Source organism: Streptomyces yaizuensis (assembly GCF_034961445.1).
In the GTDB taxonomy this organism is placed as follows: domain Bacteria; phylum Actinomycetota; class Actinomycetes; order Streptomycetales; family Streptomycetaceae; genus Streptomyces; species Streptomyces yaizuensis.
Map to the genome: position 1 here is coordinate 123,383 of NZ_BSBI01000011.1, position 16,676 is coordinate 140,058.

The 16,676-nt window shown below is 68.6% G+C and carries 13 protein-coding genes; 7 read left to right on the plus strand and 6 right to left on the minus strand.

Annotated features, from left to right (window positions below; all coding sequences use genetic code 11):
- Positions 1-65: 65 nt before the first annotated feature.
- The 7 genes from nusG to SYYSPA8_RS24900 all read left to right on the plus strand — a co-directional run bounded on the left by nusG (position 66) and on the right by SYYSPA8_RS24900 (position 12,146).
- Complete coding sequence (gene nusG / locus SYYSPA8_RS24870) at positions 66-989, plus strand: transcription termination/antitermination protein NusG (RefSeq protein WP_323449531.1); 924 nt, start codon at positions 66-68, stop codon at positions 987-989.
- 176 nt (positions 990-1,165) lie between these two features.
- A complete protein-coding gene (gene rplK, locus SYYSPA8_RS24875; RefSeq protein ID WP_323449532.1) occupies positions 1,166-1,600 on the plus strand; it encodes a 50S ribosomal protein L11 in 435 nt (144 codons plus the stop codon).
- Positions 1,601-1,760: 160 nt separating this feature from the next.
- Positions 1,761-2,483: a 50S ribosomal protein L1 gene (gene rplA, locus SYYSPA8_RS24880; protein WP_323449533.1), complete on the plus strand. Its 723-nt coding sequence runs from the start codon at positions 1,761-1,763 to the stop codon at positions 2,481-2,483.
- A gap of 559 nt (positions 2,484-3,042) precedes the next feature.
- Positions 3,043-3,573: a 50S ribosomal protein L10 gene (gene rplJ, locus SYYSPA8_RS24885; RefSeq protein WP_323449534.1), complete on the plus strand. Its 531-nt coding sequence runs from the start codon at positions 3,043-3,045 to the stop codon at positions 3,571-3,573.
- Between the two features lie 110 nt (positions 3,574-3,683).
- The gene (gene rplL / locus SYYSPA8_RS24890) at positions 3,684-4,067 is read left to right on the plus strand and encodes a 50S ribosomal protein L7/L12 (protein WP_323449535.1); all 384 of its coding nucleotides are present in this window, start codon (positions 3,684-3,686) and stop codon (positions 4,065-4,067) included.
- Positions 4,068-4,666: 599 nt separating this feature from the next.
- A complete protein-coding gene (gene rpoB, locus SYYSPA8_RS24895; RefSeq protein WP_323449536.1) occupies positions 4,667-8,149 on the plus strand; it encodes a DNA-directed RNA polymerase subunit beta in 3,483 nt (1,160 codons plus the stop codon).
- Positions 8,150-8,246: 97 nt separating this feature from the next.
- Positions 8,247-12,146, plus strand: coding sequence for a DNA-directed RNA polymerase subunit beta' (locus tag SYYSPA8_RS24900; protein ID WP_323449537.1), 3,900 nt, complete (start codon positions 8,247-8,249; stop codon positions 12,144-12,146).
- A 104-nt stretch (positions 12,147-12,250) separates the two neighbouring features.
- On the opposite strand, the gene SYYSPA8_RS24905 is transcribed toward SYYSPA8_RS24900, so the two are convergent.
- From SYYSPA8_RS24905 to SYYSPA8_RS24930, 6 genes are read right to left on the minus strand one after another with little or no spacing between them, the layout of a single operon-like run.
- A complete protein-coding gene (locus SYYSPA8_RS24905; RefSeq protein WP_323449538.1) occupies positions 12,251-12,514 on the minus strand; it encodes a hypothetical protein in 264 nt (87 codons plus the stop codon).
- A gap of 45 nt (positions 12,515-12,559) precedes the next feature.
- Positions 12,560-12,709: a hypothetical protein gene (locus SYYSPA8_RS24910; protein WP_323449539.1), complete on the minus strand. Its 150-nt coding sequence runs from the start codon at positions 12,707-12,709 to the stop codon at positions 12,560-12,562.
- A 27-nt stretch (positions 12,710-12,736) separates the two neighbouring features.
- Positions 12,737-13,450, minus strand: coding sequence for a hypothetical protein (locus SYYSPA8_RS24915; RefSeq protein ID WP_323449540.1), 714 nt, complete (start codon positions 13,448-13,450; stop codon positions 12,737-12,739).
- The gene (locus SYYSPA8_RS24920) at positions 13,450-14,601 is read right to left on the minus strand and encodes a hypothetical protein (protein ID WP_323449541.1); all 1,152 of its coding nucleotides are present in this window, start codon (positions 14,599-14,601) and stop codon (positions 13,450-13,452) included. The genes SYYSPA8_RS24915 and SYYSPA8_RS24920 overlap by 1 nt, the downstream gene beginning before the upstream one ends.
- Positions 14,556-15,716, minus strand: a complete 1,161-nt coding sequence (locus tag SYYSPA8_RS24925; RefSeq protein ID WP_323449542.1) for an H-type lectin domain-containing protein — start codon at positions 15,714-15,716, stop codon at positions 14,556-14,558. Before SYYSPA8_RS24925 ends, SYYSPA8_RS24920 begins: the two co-directional genes overlap by 46 nt.
- A gap of 20 nt (positions 15,717-15,736) precedes the next feature.
- Positions 15,737-16,645: a phage distal tail protein gene (locus SYYSPA8_RS24930; protein ID WP_323449543.1), complete on the minus strand. Its 909-nt coding sequence runs from the start codon at positions 16,643-16,645 to the stop codon at positions 15,737-15,739.
- Positions 16,646-16,676 lie beyond the last annotated feature (31 nt).

A 16,676-nucleotide genomic window follows, 5' to 3' on the forward strand; every position in this document is an offset into this window, starting at 1 on the left:
CCCATCGGCACGACGGCAACCTTCCGTTTGTTCCACCCATCTGTAGCCAGGAAGAAGCAGCCACCGTGTCTGACCCGAACCTGAACGAGGCCGCCCGGCCCGGCGACGAGAGCTTCGAGTCGGCCGAGTCTGCCCAGTCGACGGATGACGCGCTCGACATCGTTGAGGCAGCGGACTCCATCGACCCGGACCAGGCGGACGCTGCTGACGTCGAGGCCGGTGAGCCCGCCGAAGAGGCCGCCCTCCACATCGAGGACGCCGACGAGGACATCGCGGCCACCGAGGACGACGCGGACGACGCGGACCTGTCCGACGGCGACGACGACGAAGAAGCCGACGAGGCGGCGGCCGAGGCCGAGCCCGTCGAGGCGGTCGACCCCATCGCCGCGCTCCGTGAGGAGCTGCGCACCCTGCCCGGCGAGTGGTACGTGATCCACACCTACGCCGGGTACGAGAAGCGGGTCAAGGCCAACCTGGAGCAGCGCGCCGTCTCGCTCAACGTCGAGGAGTTCATCTACCAGGCCGAGGTCCCCGAGGAAGAGATCGTCCAGATCAAGAACGGCGAGCGCAAGAACGTCCGCCAGAACAAGCTTCCCGGTTACGTCCTGGTCCGGATGGACCTCACCAACGAGTCGTGGGGCGTCGTCCGCAACACGCCCGGCGTCACCGGCTTCGTCGGCAACGCGTACGACCCGTACCCGCTGACCCTGGACGAGATCGTCAAGATGCTCGCGCCGGAGGCCGAGGAGAAGGCCGCCCGCGAGGCCGCCGAGGCCAAGGGCGAGCCCGCCCCGGCCCGCAAGGTCGAGGTGCAGGTCCTGGACTTCGAGGTCGGCGACTCGGTCACCGTCACCGACGGCCCCTTCGCCACTCTCCAGGCCACGATCAACGAGATCAACGCCGACTCGAAGAAGGTCAAGGGCCTGGTCGAGATCTTCGGCCGCGAGACCCCGGTCGAGCTGAGCTTCGACCAGATCCAGAAGAACTGACGGTCGTCCGGCCCGCCGGACCCCAAGCTTCCGACCAGGTCAGGGTCGCTCGTCAGAGCGGTCCTGACCTGGTCGGTTTTTAACCGCACTGCTATACCCGTTATCGTGGTGCGGTATGCCTCCATCCGGATGACGGATGGAGTGCCGAACACTCTCACTAGACCCGGAGAGAGCACATGCCTCCCAAGAAGAAGAAGGTCACGGGGCTTATCAAGCTCCAGATCAATGCCGGCGCGGCCAACCCGGCTCCGCCGGTCGGCCCCGCGCTGGGTCAGCACGGCGTCAACATCATGGAGTTCTGCAAGGCCTACAACGCCGCGACCGAGTCGCAGCGTGGCATGGTCGTGCCGGTGGAGATCACGGTCTACGACGACCGCTCCTTCACCTTCGTCACCAAGACTCCGCCGGCCGCCAAGCTGATCCTCAAGGCCGCGGGTGTGGCCAAGGGCTCCGGCGAGCCGCACAAGACCAAGGTCGCGAAGATCACGCGCGAGCAGGTCCGTGAGATCGCCGGCGTCAAGATGCCCGACCTCAACGCCAACGACCTCGACGCCGCCGAGAAGATCATCCTCGGTACCGCCCGTTCCATGGGCGTGACGGTCGAGGGCTGATTCCCGACTCCACGCGCGGTGGCCGGCCGTGGCCGTCCGCTGGTGCGTGAGCCGAGAACACCCGAGGCGAGAGGCGAGGCACAAAGCCCCGCACGACCTCAGTGGTAGGACCAAGCGCTGGTCCGCACCACATCTCCCCACCTGAACCACAGGAGCTGAAGTGAAGCGCAGCAAGAATCTCCGCGCTGCGGACACCAAGATCGACCGGGAGCGCCTGTACGCCCCGCTCGAGGCCGTCCGTCTCGCCAAGGACACCGCGTCCGCCAAGTTCGACGGCACCGTCGAGGTCGCCCTGCGTCTGGGTGTCGACCCGCGCAAGGCCGACCAGATGGTCCGCGGCACCGTGAACCTTCCGCACGGCACCGGTAAGACCGCCCGGGTCCTGGTCTTCGCGACCGGTGACCGTGCTGCGGCCGCGGAAGCCGCTGGCGCCGACATCGTCGGCTCCGACGAACTGATCGACGAGGTCGCGAAGGGCCGTCTGGACTTCGACGCCGTCGTCGCCACCCCGGACCTCATGGGCAAGGTCGGCCGCCTCGGCCGCGTCCTCGGCCCGCGTGGTCTGATGCCGAACCCGAAGACCGGCACGGTCACCCCGGACGTGGCGAAGGCTGTCACGGACATCAAGGGCGGCAAGATCGAGTTCCGCGTCGACAAGCACTCGAACCTGCACTTCATCATCGGCAAGGTCTCCTTCGACGAGACCAAGCTGGTGGAGAACTACGCGGCCGCGCTGGAGGAGATCCTGCGTCTGAAGCCGTCCGCCGCGAAGGGCCGCTACATCAAGAAGGCGACCCTGGCGACGACGATGGGCGCCGGCATCCCGCTGGACAGCAACCGCACCCGCAACCTCCTCGTCGAGGAGGACCCGGCCGCCGTCTGATCCAGACGCGCGCCGGTGCCCCTGGAGGGGTGCTGCACCACCTTCGGGCCGGCCCCCCTGTTCTTCACGGACAGGGGGGCCGGCCTTTTCGCGCGTACGGGGACTGGAGCGCGTACGGGCGCCACGGGCCCGGATACGGGCCTCCTGGCGCGCGGGGCCGGTGCCGGGCGCTTTCCACGGCGTACGCACCGCTCCAGAGCCCCCGAGCCCGCCCGCGGGCGGGCTCCGACCGGCCACGACGGGCTGCCACGACAGGCGGGCCGCTCCCGGCGGGGGCTGTGCCGCAGCCCGGGAACGGGCCGATTTGCACCGGCGCGACCCGTTCCCGTACGCTACGCAGGAAGCCAAAGACCGCTGGTCGTTGCCGCGTGCTCATCGGAGAGCGCGGCGACCGAAGGAATCCGCTAGCTGCGGACGGCCCGCGCAGGTGAACGTGGAAAGTTCCCGGACTCGTTCCGGTCGAGCTACGCCCCGAGCGCCTGCGCCGGGGCGTTTTGTTTTGCTCAGTCGCTCCTTCGGGTCCGCGCGGTCCTCATCACCCGGAAGGAGGCCGACGCTCATGGCTAGGCCCGACAAGGCTGCCGCGGTAGCCGAGCTGACGGACATGTTCCGCAGCTCGAACGCCGCCGTGCTGACCGAGTACCGGGGTCTCACCGTTGCTCAGCTCAAGGAGCTGCGCCGTTCGCTCGGTGAGAACGCCCAGTACGCCGTGGTGAAGAACACGCTGACCAAGATTGCGGCCAATGAGGCCGGGATCGAGACGCTGGACGACCTGTTCGACGGTCCGACGGCAGTCGCCTTCGTCACCGGTGACCCGGTGGAGTCGGCGAAGGGTCTTCGTGACTTCGCCAAGGCCAACCCCAACCTGATCATCAAGGGCGGTGTCCTTGATGGCAAGGCGCTGTCCGCCGATGAGTTCAAGAAGCTCGCGGACCTTGAGTCCCGCGAGGTTCTGCTCGCCAAGCTGGCGGGCGCCATGAAGGGCAAGCAGTCGCAGGCTGCCGCGCTCTTCCAGGCGCTTCCGTCGAAGTTCGTCCGCACTGCGGAAGCTCTTCGCGCCAAGCGGGACGAGCAGGGCGGTGCCGAGTAATTCGGCTCGCGCATTGATCGGCGCCCGGGGCGGGCGCTGATCTCAGCGGGCCGAACGCCCGCCGTCATATACAACCGGCACCAGCCGATTTAGTGGAAGGATCGCCCATCATGGCGAAGCTCAGCCAGGATGACCTGCTCGCTCAGTTCGACGAGATGACCCTCATCGAGCTCTCCGAGTTCGTGAAGGCCTTCGAGGAGCGCTTCGACGTCACCGCCGCCGCGCCGGTCGCCGTCGCCGCCGCCGCCGGTGGCGCCGCTGCCGCCGAGGCCGTCGAGGAGCAGGACGAGTTCGACGTCGTCCTCACCGCCGCCGGTGACAAGAAGATCCAGGTCATCAAGGTCGTGCGCGAGCTGACCTCCCTGGGTCTGAAGGAGGCCAAGGACCTCGTCGACGGCACCCCGAAGCCGGTCCTCGAGAAGGTCGCCAAGGAGGCCGCCGAGAAGGCTGCCGAGTCCCTCAAGGCCGCCGGCGCGTCCGTCGAGGTCAAGTGACCCCTTGAGTCCTCAGTGACTCTCCGGGCCCGGTGGGCCCGCCGGCGGCCCCCAGGGGCCCCGGTGGACCTCCCCACCGGTCCCACCCGAAAGGCGATCACCCATCAGGGTGATCGCCTTTCGGCGTTGAGCGACGGCTGCGTTGCACTTCCCCGGTCGGGGAGTATGGTGATCATCGCCGTACGGATCCGGACCAGGGAGATCCCAGGTCGGTGGCGCTCCCGGCAGCCGGTGCGGACAGGGGGGCCTTGACGAACCGCACGCAGCGCGCAATTCTCAGGACGCGTCGTCACAACGATCCGCATCCGAGGCATGGATCGGTGAGCGAGCGGGCAGTATCGAGGTGCGCCTCATGGCGCGAGGGCAAGCGCGGAGATGAGAACAACGAGGGTCTTCGGAACCCGCACTGGACATCAGTGAGCCATGTGGCTACACTGACCCTTTGCGCTGCCTGTTAGCTGCCCCCTGCCCGTCACCAGGGGCATCCCCTCGCATGAGCACAGTGGATTGATCCATCCCTGACCTGGGACTTCTCTCTCTGCGCCGGGCTTGGGACCGGTACGCGCGTAGTGAGTCCGAGCCCTCGGAAGGACCCCCTCTTGGCCGCCTCGCGCAACGCCTCGACCGCGAATATGAACAACGGCGCCAGCACTGCCCCGCTGCGCATCTCCTTTGCAAAGATCAAGGAGCCTCTTGAGGTTCCGAACCTCCTCGCGCTCCAGACCGAGAGCTTCGACTGGCTGCTCGGCAATGCCGCGTGGAAGGCTCGGGTCGAGGCGGCTCTGGAGAGTGGACAGGACGTCCCCACGAAGTCCGGTCTGGAAGAGATCTTCGAGGAGATCTCGCCGATCGAGGACTTCAGCGGGTCGATGTCGCTGACCTTCCGCGACCACCGCTTCGAGCCTCCGAAGAACTCCATCGACGAGTGCAAGGACCGCGACTTCACCTTCGCCGCGCCGCTCTTCGTCACGGCCGAGTTCACGAACAACGAGACCGGGGAGATCAAGTCCCAGACGGTCTTCATGGGCGACTTCCCGCTCATGACCAACAAGGGCACCTTCGTCATCAACGGCACCGAGCGTGTCGTGGTGTCCCAGCTGGTGCGCTCCCCGGGTGTCTACTTCGACTCCTCCATCGACAAGACGTCCGACAAGGACATCTACACCGCCAAGATCATCCCGTCCCGGGGTGCCTGGCTGGAGATGGAGATCGACAAGCGCGACATGGTCGGTGTCCGCATCGACCGCAAGCGCAAGCAGTCCGTCACGGTGCTGCTCAAGGCTCTCGGCTGGACCACCGAGCAGATCCTTGAGGAGTTCGGCGAGTACGAGTCGATGCGCGCCACCCTGGAGAAGGACCACACCCAGGGCCAGGACGACGCGCTGCTCGACATCTACCGCAAGCTCCGTCCGGGCGAGCCGCCGACGCGTGAGGCCGCCCAGACGCTGCTGGAGAACCTCTACTTCAACCCGAAGCGCTACGACCTGGCCAAGGTCGGCCGCTACAAGGTCAACAAGAAGCTCGGCGCCGACGAGCCGCTGAACGCCGGCGTGCTCACCACCGACGATGTCATCGCGACCATCAAGTACCTGGTCAAGCTGCACGCCGGGGAGACCGAGACGGTCGGTGAGTCCGGCACCCAGATCGTTGTCGAGACCGACGACATCGACCACTTCGGCAACCGTCGTCTGCGCAATGTCGGCGAGCTGATCCAGAACCAGGTCCGTACGGGTCTCGCCCGTATGGAGCGGGTCGTGCGCGAGCGCATGACCACCCAGGACGTCGAGGCGATCACGCCGCAGACCCTGATCAACATCCGGCCGGTCGTCGCCTCCATCAAGGAGTTCTTCGGCACCAGCCAGCTGTCGCAGTTCATGGACCAGAACAACCCGCTGTCGGGGCTCACCCACAAGCGCCGTCTGTCGGCGCTCGGCCCGGGTGGTCTCTCGCGTGAGCGGGCCGGCTTTGAAGTCCGTGACGTGCACCCCTCGCACTACGGCCGCATGTGCCCGATCGAGACGCCCGAAGGCCCGAACATCGGTCTGATCGGCTCGCTCGCCTCCTACGGCCGGGTCAACGCCTTCGGCTTTGTCGAGACCCCGTACCGCAAGGTCGTCGACGGCCAGGTCACCGACGATGTCGACTACCTGACCGCCGACGAGGAGGACCGCTTCGTCATCGCCCAGGCGAACGCGATCGTCTCCGACGAGATGCGCTTCACCGAGCCGCGCGTCCTGGTCCGCCGCCGTGGCGGCGAGGTCGACTACGTGCCGCCGGCCGAGGTCGACTACATGGACGTCTCGCCGCGCCAGATGGTGTCGGTCGCGACCGCCATGATCCCCTTCCTGGAGCACGACGACGCCAACCGTGCCCTCATGGGCGCGAACATGATGCGTCAGGCCGTTCCGCTGATCACGGCCGAGGCGCCGCTCGTCGGCACCGGCATGGAGTACCGCTGCGCGGTCGACGCCGGCGACGTGATCAAGGCCGAGAAGGACGGTGTGGTCCAGGAGGTCTCCGCGGACTACATCACCGTCGCCAACGACGACGGCACCTTCACGACCTACCGGGTGGCCAAGTTCTCCCGCTCCAACCAGGGCACCTCGGTCAACCAGAAGGTCGTGGTCTCCGAGGGCGACCGCGTCGTGGAGAGCCAGGTCCTCGCCGACGGCCCCGCCACCGAGAACGGTGAGATGGCGCTCGGCAAGAACCTGCTCGTGGCGTTCATGCCGTGGGAGGGCCACAACTACGAGGACGCGATCATCCTGTCGCAGCGCCTCGTGCAGGACGACGTCCTCTCCTCGATCCACATCGAGGAGCACGAGGTCGACGCCCGTGACACCAAGCTGGGCCCCGAGGAGATCACCCGGGACATCCCGAACGTCTCCGAGGAGGTCCTCGCCGACCTCGACGAGCGCGGCATCATCCGCATCGGTGCCGAGGTCGTCGCCGGCGACATCCTGGTCGGCAAGGTCACCCCGAAGGGCGAGACCGAGCTGACCCCGGAGGAGCGCCTGCTCCGCGCGATCTTCGGTGAGAAGGCCCGTGAGGTCCGTGACACCTCGCTGAAGGTGCCGCACGGCGAGATCGGCAAGGTCATCGGCGTCCGCGTCTTCGACCGCGAGGAGGGCGACGAGCTGCCCCCGGGCGTGAACCAGCTGGTCCGCGTCTACGTCGCCCAGAAGCGCAAGATCACCGACGGTGACAAGCTCGCCGGCCGCCACGGCAACAAGGGCGTCATCTCCAAGATCCTGCCGATCGAGGACATGCCGTTCCTGGAGGACGGCACCCCGGTCGACATCATCCTCAACCCGCTGGGTGTCCCGTCCCGAATGAACCCGGGACAGGTCCTGGAGATCCACCTCGGCTGGCTCGCCAGCCAGGGCTGGAAGGTCGAGGGCAACGAGGAGTGGATGGAGCGGCTGAAGGCCATCGGCGCCGACGACGTCGCGCCCGGCACCAACGTCGCCACCCCGGTCTTCGACGGCGCCCGCGAGGACGAGATCGCCGGTCTCTTCGAGTCCACGATCCCCAACCGCGACGGTGACCGGATGGTCCTCCCGTCCGGCAAGGCCCGGATGTTCGACGGCCGCTCCGGCGAGCCGTTCCCGGACCCGATCTCGATCGGGTACATGTACATCCTCAAGCTCCACCACCTGGTCGACGACAAGCTCCACGCCCGGTCGACCGGTCCCTACTCGATGATCACCCAGCAGCCGCTGGGTGGTAAGGCCCAGTTCGGTGGCCAGCGCTTCGGAGAGATGGAGGTGTGGGCGCTGGAGGCATACGGCGCCGCCTACGCCCTCCAGGAGCTGCTGACCATCAAGTCCGACGACGTCACCGGCCGCGTGAAGGTCTACGAGGCCATCGTCAAGGGCGAGAACATCCCCGAGCCCGGCATCCCCGAGTCCTTCAAGGTGCTCATCAAGGAGATGCAGTCCCTGTGCCTCAACGTGGAGGTGCTGTCCTCGGACGGCATGTCCATCGAGATGCGCGACACCGACGAGGACGTCTTCCGCGCTGCGGAGGAGCTCGGCATCGACCTGTCCCGGCGCGAGCCGAGCAGCGTCGAAGAGGTCTGACGGGTCCGGCCGGGATCACCGCACGGTGATCCCGGCCGCTGCCCCGGACCCCGTACAGACCACCTTGAGACACAACCCTGAGAGGGATTGACGCATAGTGCTCGACGTCAACTTCTTCGACGAGCTTCGGATCGGCCTCGCCACCGCTGACGACATTCGCCAGTGGTCGCACGGCGAGGTCAAGAAGCCCGAGACGATCAACTACCGCACGCTCAAGCCCGAGAAGGACGGACTCTTCTGCGAGAAGATCTTCGGTCCGACCCGGGACTGGGAGTGCTACTGCGGCAAGTACAAGCGTGTCCGCTTCAAGGGCATCATCTGCGAGCGCTGTGGCGTCGAGGTCACCCGCGCCAAGGTGCGCCGTGAGCGGATGGGCCACATCGAGCTGGCCGCCCCGGTCACCCACATCTGGTACTTCAAGGGCGTCCCGTCCCGGCTGGGCTACCTGCTGGACCTCGCGCCGAAGGACCTGGAGAAGGTCATCTACTTCGCCGCGTACATGATTACGTACGTGGACGATGAGCGCCGCACCCGCGATCTGCCCTCGCTGGAGGCCCACGTCTCCGTCGAGCGCCAGCAGATCGAGAACCGTCGCGACTCCGACGTCGAGGCCCGTGCCAAGAAGCTGGAGACGGACCTCGCCGAGCTGGAGGCCGAGGGCGCCAAGGCGGACGTGCGCCGCAAGGTGCGCGAGGGCGCCGACCGCGAGATGAAGCAGCTGCGCGACCGCGCCCAGCGCGAGATCGACCGCCTCGACGAGGTGTGGAGCCGCTTCAAGAACCTCAAGGTCCAGGACCTGGAGGGCGACGAGCTGCTCTACCGCGAGCTGCGCGACCGCTTCGGCACCTACTTCGACGGCTCGATGGGCGCCGCCGCGCTCCAGAAGCGCCTGGAGTCCTTCGACCTGGACGAGGAGGCCGAGCGCCTCCGCGAGATCATCCGTACCGGCAAGGGCCAGAAGAAGACCCGTGCGCTCAAGCGCCTCAAGGTCGTCTCCGCGTTCCTCCAGACCAGCAACAGCCCCAAGGGCATGGTGCTGGACTGCGTGCCGGTCATCCCGCCGGACCTGCGTCCGATGGTGCAGCTGGACGGTGGCCGCTTCGCGACCTCCGACCTGAACGACCTGTACCGCCGCGTGATCAACCGGAACAACCGCCTCAAGCGTCTCCTCGACCTCGGTGCCCCCGAGATCATCGTGAACAACGAGAAGCGGATGCTCCAGGAGGCCGTCGACGCGCTGTTCGACAACGGCCGCCGCGGCCGTCCGGTCACCGGTCCGGGCAACCGCCCGCTGAAGTCCCTGAGCGACATGCTCAAGGGCAAGCAGGGCCGTTTCCGTCAGAACCTCCTCGGCAAGCGTGTGGACTACTCCGCGCGTTCCGTGATCGTCGTCGGTCCGCAGCTCAAGCTGCACCAGTGCGGTCTGCCGAAGGCGATGGCGCTGGAGCTCTTCAAGCCGTTCGTGATGAAGCGCCTGGTCGACCTGAACCACGCGCAGAACATCAAGTCGGCCAAGCGCATGGTCGAGCGCGGCCGCACCGTCGTGTACGACGTCCTCGAAGAGGTCATCGCCGAGCACCCGGTGCTGCTGAACCGTGCGCCCACCCTGCACCGCCTCGGCATCCAGGCCTTCGAGCCGCAGCTGGTCGAGGGCAAGGCCATCCAGATCCACCCGCTCGTCTGCACCGCGTTCAACGCGGACTTCGACGGTGACCAGATGGCCGTCCACCTGCCGCTCTCCGCGGAGGCGCAGGCCGAGGCCCGCATCCTGATGCTGTCCTCGAACAACATCCTCAAGCCGGCCGACGGCCGTCCGGTCACCATGCCGACCCAGGACATGGTGCTGGGCCTCTTCTTCCTCACCACGGACGAGGAGGAGCGCGAGGTGCGCGGCGAGGGCCGGTCCTTCGGCTCCACCGCCGAGGCGATCATGGCGTTCGACGCCCGTGAGCTGTCCCTCCAGGCCAAGGTCGACATCCGCTTCCCGGTGGGCACCATCCCGCCGCGCGGCTGGACCCCGCCGGTCCGCGAGGAGGGCGAGCCGGAGTGGCAGCAGGGCGACAGCTTCCGTCTGCGCACCACCCTGGGCCGCGCGCTCTTCAACGAGCTGCTGCCCGAGGACTACCCCTTCGTCGACTACTCGGTCGGCAAGAAGCAGCTCTCCGAGATCGTCAACGACCTCGCCGAGCGCTACCCCAAGGTCATCGTGGCGGCGACGCTCGACAACCTGAAGGCGGCGGGCTTCCACTGGGCCACTCGTTCCGGCGTCACCGTCGCCGTCACGGACATCGTCGTCCCTGACGCGAAGAAGGAGATCGTCGCCTCGTACGAGGCCAAGGACGAGAAGATCCAGAAGCAGTACGAGCGCGGCCTGATCACCAAGCAGGAGCGCACGCACGAGCTGATCGAGAACTGGACCCGCGCGACCAACGAGGTCGCCGAGGCGATGAACGCGAACTTCCCGAAGACCAACCCCATCTTCATGATGGTGGACTCGGGTGCTCGTGGAAACATGATGCAGATGCGTCAGATCGCCGGTATGCGTGGTCTGGTGTCGAACGCCAAGAACGAGACGATCCCGCGTCCGATCAAGGCGTCCTTCCGCGAGGGTCTGTCCGTGCTGGAGTACTTCATCTCCACGCACGGTGCCCGTAAGGGTCTGGCGGACACCGCCCTGCGTACCGCCGACTCGGGTTACCTGACCCGTCGTCTGGTGGACGTCTCGCAGGACGTCATCATCCGCGAGGAGGACTGCGGCACCGAGCGCGGCCTCAAGCTCCGGATCGCCGAGCGCGCCGCCGACGGCACGCTCCGCAAGACGGACGACGTGGAGACGTCGGTGTACGCGCGGATGCTGGCCGAGGACGTCGTCATCGACGGCAAGGTCATCGCGCCGGCCAATGTCGACCTCGGCGATGTGCTGATCGACGCCCTCGTGGGCGCCGGTGTCGAGGAGGTCAAGACCCGCTCGGTCCTGACCTGTGAGTCGGCCGTCGGTACCTGTGCGTTCTGCTACGGCCGCTCGCTGGCCACCGGCAAGCTGGTCGACATCGGTGAGGCGGTCGGCATCATCGCCGCCCAGTCCATCGGTGAGCCCGGTACCCAGCTGACGATGCGTACCTTCCACACCGGTGGTGTGGCCGGTGACGACATCACCCAGGGTCTGCCCCGAGTCGTCGAGCTCTTCGAGGCCCGTACGCCCAAGGGTGTCTCCCCGATCTCGGAGGCGGCCGGCCGCATCCGCATCGAGGAGACCGAGAAGACCAAGAAGATCGTCGTCACCCCGGACGACGGCAGCGACGAGACGGCCTTCCCGATCTCGAAGCGTGCCCGTCTCCTGGTGGGCGAGGGCGATCACGTCGAGGTGGGCCAGAAGCTCACCGTGGGTGCCACCAACCCGCACGACGTGCTGCGCATCCTCGGCCAGCGGGCCGTCCAGGTCCACCTGGTCGGAGAGGTCCAGCGGGTCTACAACTCGCAGGGCGTGTCGATCCACGACAAGCACATCGAGATCATCATCCGGCAGATGCTCCGCCGGGTGACGATCATCGAGTCCGGCGACGCGGAGCTGCTGCCGGGCGAGCTGGTCGAGCGGTCGAAGTTCGAGACCGAGAACCGTCGTGTGGTCACCGAGGGCGGTCACCCCGCCTCCGGCCGTCCGCAGCTGATGGGTATCACCAAGGCGTCGCTGGCCACCGAGTCGTGGCTGTCGGCGGCGTCCTTCCAGGAGACGACCCGGGTGCTCACCGACGCGGCGATCAACGCCAAGTCGGACTCCCTGATCGGCCTCAAGGAGAACGTCATCATCGGTAAGCTCATCCCGGCCGGTACGGGTCTGTCCCGTTACCGCAACATCCGGGTGGAGCCCACCGAGGAGGCCAAGGCCGCGATGTACTCGGCCGTCGGCTACGACGACATCGACTACTCGCCGTTCGGCTCCGGCTCCGGCCAGGCCGTTCCGCTGGAGGACTACGACTACGGTCCGTACAACCAGTAAGCGGTAGCGAAACGACGAGAGGGCGGTCACCCCGTGCACACGGGGTGACCGCCCTCTCGCGTTTCTCGCGTTTCTCGTGCCGGCCCCGGGGCCCGGCGGTGTGCTCAGAGCCCCGCCGGGTCCCAGACGCCGAGGATCACACCGACCCCGGCGGTGAGCGCGGCGAGGGCGGCCACGGGCCAGCGGGTGCGCTCCAGGGAGTACAGCCGTGACTCCATGTCGGCGAGTTGTTTGTCGGTCTGGTCGCTGCGCTGCACCAGCAGGGCGAGGGCGCCGTCGACCCGGGCGAAGCGTGCCTCCAGGGTGCCGTGCAGCCGTTCCAGTTCGACGGCGACGGTGACGGGCACGCGCGGATCAGGTCCGGGCATGGGCGTTTCCGGGGGTGGTGCGGTCGGTTCGCTGGGCGGCGTCGGTCACTCTCCGCCTCCTTCCGTGGGGGTACGGGGCTCGACGGGCGGCGGGTCCGGGGGGCCGGGTGCGGGGGCGGGCGGGGCGGCGTTCGGCTCGGGGGCGGGCGGGAGCAGCAGCGTGCCGCCGGGCGAGGTGATCACTTCGTTGGACATGGACTCATCTCCTGGGGACAGGGGGGATCAGGACTGGCGGCCCTCGGCGTACAGCACACCCAGGGACGCCTCGCCGGTCCCCGCGATCACCCGGCCCTCGATCAGGAGGTTGCTCCAGCTGTAGGAGGGCTGGCCGTGCGGGGCGGCCACCTCCCGGGTGAACGCCTCACCGGTCGCCACCAGGCTGTCGCCCAGCTCCACGGCCGTACCGTCCGCGGTGAGGTAGCGGACCCTGGCCTCGACCGTCGTATTCGCGGCTGCCTGGAGCCACAGGCCGACCGCGATGCGGGGATTCTGCAGATACATGCCGCCCTGGAGTACGCGGGTCCAGGAACCCGAGGTGATCCTGGTCGGCGCCGGGTAGAGGGGGATGGGGACGTAGGGGCGGGCCAGGCCGCCCGCGCGGGTGTCGTCGGCGAGGGCGACCCGGTTGAAGCGGTCCCAGATGTTCAGGGCCTGGGTGGGCTTCCCGGAGACGGTGAGGGCGAGGGAGCCGTCCGCGCGACGGATCCGCACCCCCTGCTCCGGGGGGTTCTCCTCGGGGGCCCCGATGGCGCCGATGTGGAGCAGGGCGTCCTTGTCAGGGTTTCTGACCACCAGGCTGCCGCCGCCGGTGATGGTCACGTCACCCGCCGTGATCTCGTTGAGCGCGGGCCGGGCGGCGACGGCCGTGGACAGCCGTCGCACCTGGCGCTGGAGGTCCCTGATCAGGTCGATCAGGTCCTCGGGGAGGGCGGGCATCAGATGGCCTCCAGGAAGAGTTCGGCGGTCTCCGGACGGCCCCGCTGGGGCGGGGCGACCTTGATCCCGATGATCCGGAAGCGGGTGTCCAGGCCGTCCGGATGCCATTCGTCGGTGATCCGCAGCCGGACGGCCCGGCCCAGGAGCAGCGGGGGCACCAGATCGCGGTCGTTCAGCCGCACCGTCACCTCGGGGATGACCACGGACCCTCTGGCCTCGGCGAGCTGCGCGGCGGCGAGGGCGTTCAGCGCCGGCACGCTGGTGACGGAGGAGTGGTCCGAGGAGAGGTCGACGCGTGGATGGCCGCCGTCGATCAGGTCCTGGGCGACGTGCTCCCGTGAGAGCGCGGGCCGGCTCTCCTGGCTCTGGTCGGTGTTGGCGGCGGCTCCCCGGGCACGGGCAGTGGTGCCGCCCCGGGTGCCGTCCCGGGGGAAGGCGTACCGCAGCACGGGCCCCGGGCGGTCCAGGACGAGGTCGGGTGATCCGCTGACCAGCCGGGGGTGGCCGAGCCGCAGCAGTTTTACCCGTCTCCCCGTGAGCACGTCGCGGTGTACGGAGATGTGGTGCTCGAAGCCGTTCTCCGCGTCGGCGAGCTGTTTGAGCGCCTCGTCCAGGGGGGTCTCGTCGCCGTCCCGCCAGGCCATGTCCCGCAGCACCCCGGACGTCTCGGTGCCCACGCCGACGCCGATGTCCCCGCCCTGGGCGGACTGGATGTGCTGCCACAGCCGCCGGGCGATCTCCAGCTGGTCCTGCCGCTGGAAGCCGAGGTCGGCCCGGATACGGCGGCGGGCGGCGTAGGAGTCAAAGGTGGCTGCCTGGACGGCGAGCGAGAGACCGCCCTTCTCGTCGGCGGAGAGGGTGGTGGTCCAGACGATGCCGCCCCACCACAGGTCACCGTCCCGTTCCAGATAGACGGCGGTGCGGCCCTCCTCGATCTGCCGGACCCGGTCGGCGAGTTCGGCGTTGGGGACGGCCAGGGTCCCGGAGAGGGAGCCGGGGCGGCCGATGTAGTCGTCGATCGTCACGTCCCGCAGGGGCAGGACGTCGATGGGGCGGTCGGTGCGCAGATCGCAGAAGAGGGCGCGGTAGGGGCCGGTCGCGGTCATCAGGCGAAGGCCGACCAGGAGACGGGCATGTTCGACCAGCTCCACAGGTCTCCCTTGTTGAAGCCGTGGAGGCGGAAGCCGGTCGTGGTGATGGTGTGGGCGCGGGTCCACCAGTTGTTGGCCGCGGTGTGACTGGAGTCGAGGTTGGTGTAGACCCTCGGCACGGAGGCGAAGGGGGTCGCGAAGGTGACCGCCACCGTGAACGTGGTGCTGTTGGTGAAGGTGACCAGCGCGGTCCCGCTCTCGCCGTAGTGCGCCTTGTGGGAGCGGACCACCAGGTCACCGCTGGTCCTGAGGGTGTTGGCGGCGCTGCGGTGCAGAAAGGTGTCCAGACTTGTGCCGCCTCCCCAGTTGATGGTCCCGTCGCCGCCGATCATGATCCGGGAGTACGTCTCACCCGGTACGCGGGAGGAGAAGGCGTTCTCGCCCGGCTGCCGGTAAGTGCGGAAGATGGCGTTGGTCGCCGCGATCGGCCCGGTCTCGCGGTAGAAGCGGACGTCACCGAGCTGGAGCTGTCCGCTGTTCCCGAGCCGCAGGATCGGCTCCCAGGCGGTGCCGTTCCACCGCTCCAGGACACCGTTCGCGTCCCGGTACTGGCCGTTGTAGCCGCCGTCGAAGGCGACACCCGAGCCGGGTGGCACGATGCCGCCGACCGCGGCGGTGTAGCGGCGGCGGTCGGCGACCCCCGTGCTCCAGTCCAGCCCGACACCGACCTTCGCCACGGTGACGTCGTACAGCCGCTCGCTGTTGGCCGGGATCACCGGTGGCGTCGGGATACCGGAGGGCGTGCCCTCGACGACCAGGACCTCCCCGGTGGGAGTGCCGGTCGAGCCGTCGTGGGCGGGGTCCTTCACCCTGACGACCACGGAGTCGATCCGGGCGTTGGTCGCGTGCCCCGCGCCGAAGGTCAGCAGCGCCGGGGCGTCGACCGTGACGGCGTAGCCACCCTGCGCCGCGGCGCTGGTGCCCTGGATCCACAGCCGGCCCGCCGACAGTGTCGCCTGCAGGGCCGAGCCGGGGACGGGGGCGAGGTCCAGGCCGCCCGGCAGGCAGCCGCCGACCGTGGTCAGGGGACCCGACGGGGCCATGGCGGTGGAGGCGGCGAGACGGTGGTCCTCGGGGGTCATGCCACTGGTGAGTCGTCCGACACGTACAGTCATGATCTTCTCTCCTCGGGCTGTCAGAGGTGGGCCGAGCGCCAGCTGAGCTCGGCCGATGTGGTGGGGTCGCCCTCCAGGGCGCGGAAGTCGAGCCGGTTCTCGCCGGGCGGCAGGACGAAGGACTGCTCCGGGCCGCTGACCGCGGTCGCCGTGTGCAACCGGGAGGCCCGCCGCCCGACCATGACCGTGCCCTCGCGGGTGTCGACGGTCAGCCGTTCGCCGGCGGCGAGGACGATGTCGTACTCCAGCGTCCGTCCGGTCGTGTGGTTGAGCAGCCGGGGCCGCTGCACGGGGCCGGTGAACTCGATCAGGGGGCAGGTCTCCGCCGAGCCGGTGTTGAGGGCGGATCCCGAACCGCCCGAACCGGGGGTGCCGTAGTCCACCGGGTAGGTGAACGGGTAGGCCGTACCGCTGCCCCGGAGGGGGAGCCCCAGGGTGAGCAGTTGCTCCTGCGGCTCGTAGCGGCGGGGGTCCGTGGCGGTCCACTGGACGGAGACCTTGGTGGCGGAGCCGGTGGCGAACCGCCGGTCGGTGGGGACGGTGCGCTGATTGACCCGGGCGCGGATGGCCGTGGTGCGCCCGTGCAGCCGTACGGCCAGCCACTGCTCGCCGTCCCCGAAGCCGGTGCCGAGGAACCGGACGAGGGTGTCGAGGAGTTCTCCGGCGGCGCCCGGCGCGGCGCCGGGCTCGGGCAGGAGCCAGATCCCGGCGGAGACGGACCGGGACCTGGCCCAGCGGGCGCCGGGCCAGGCGCCGTGGGCGGTGGGCCGGTCCGCGTCGGAGGTGTCGAGGGCGGGGAGGTCGGCCCAGCCGGTGAGGCCCTCGCGGTCGATCTGGTACGGGGTGCCGGGGCCGATCAGCAGTCCGGCCCACTGGATCTGGCCGTCCTGGGTGATCAGTGAGCCGGGTGGGGAGACGGGGTCGGTCATGGGGCGTCGCCTTTCTGCGGCGGTGGAACGG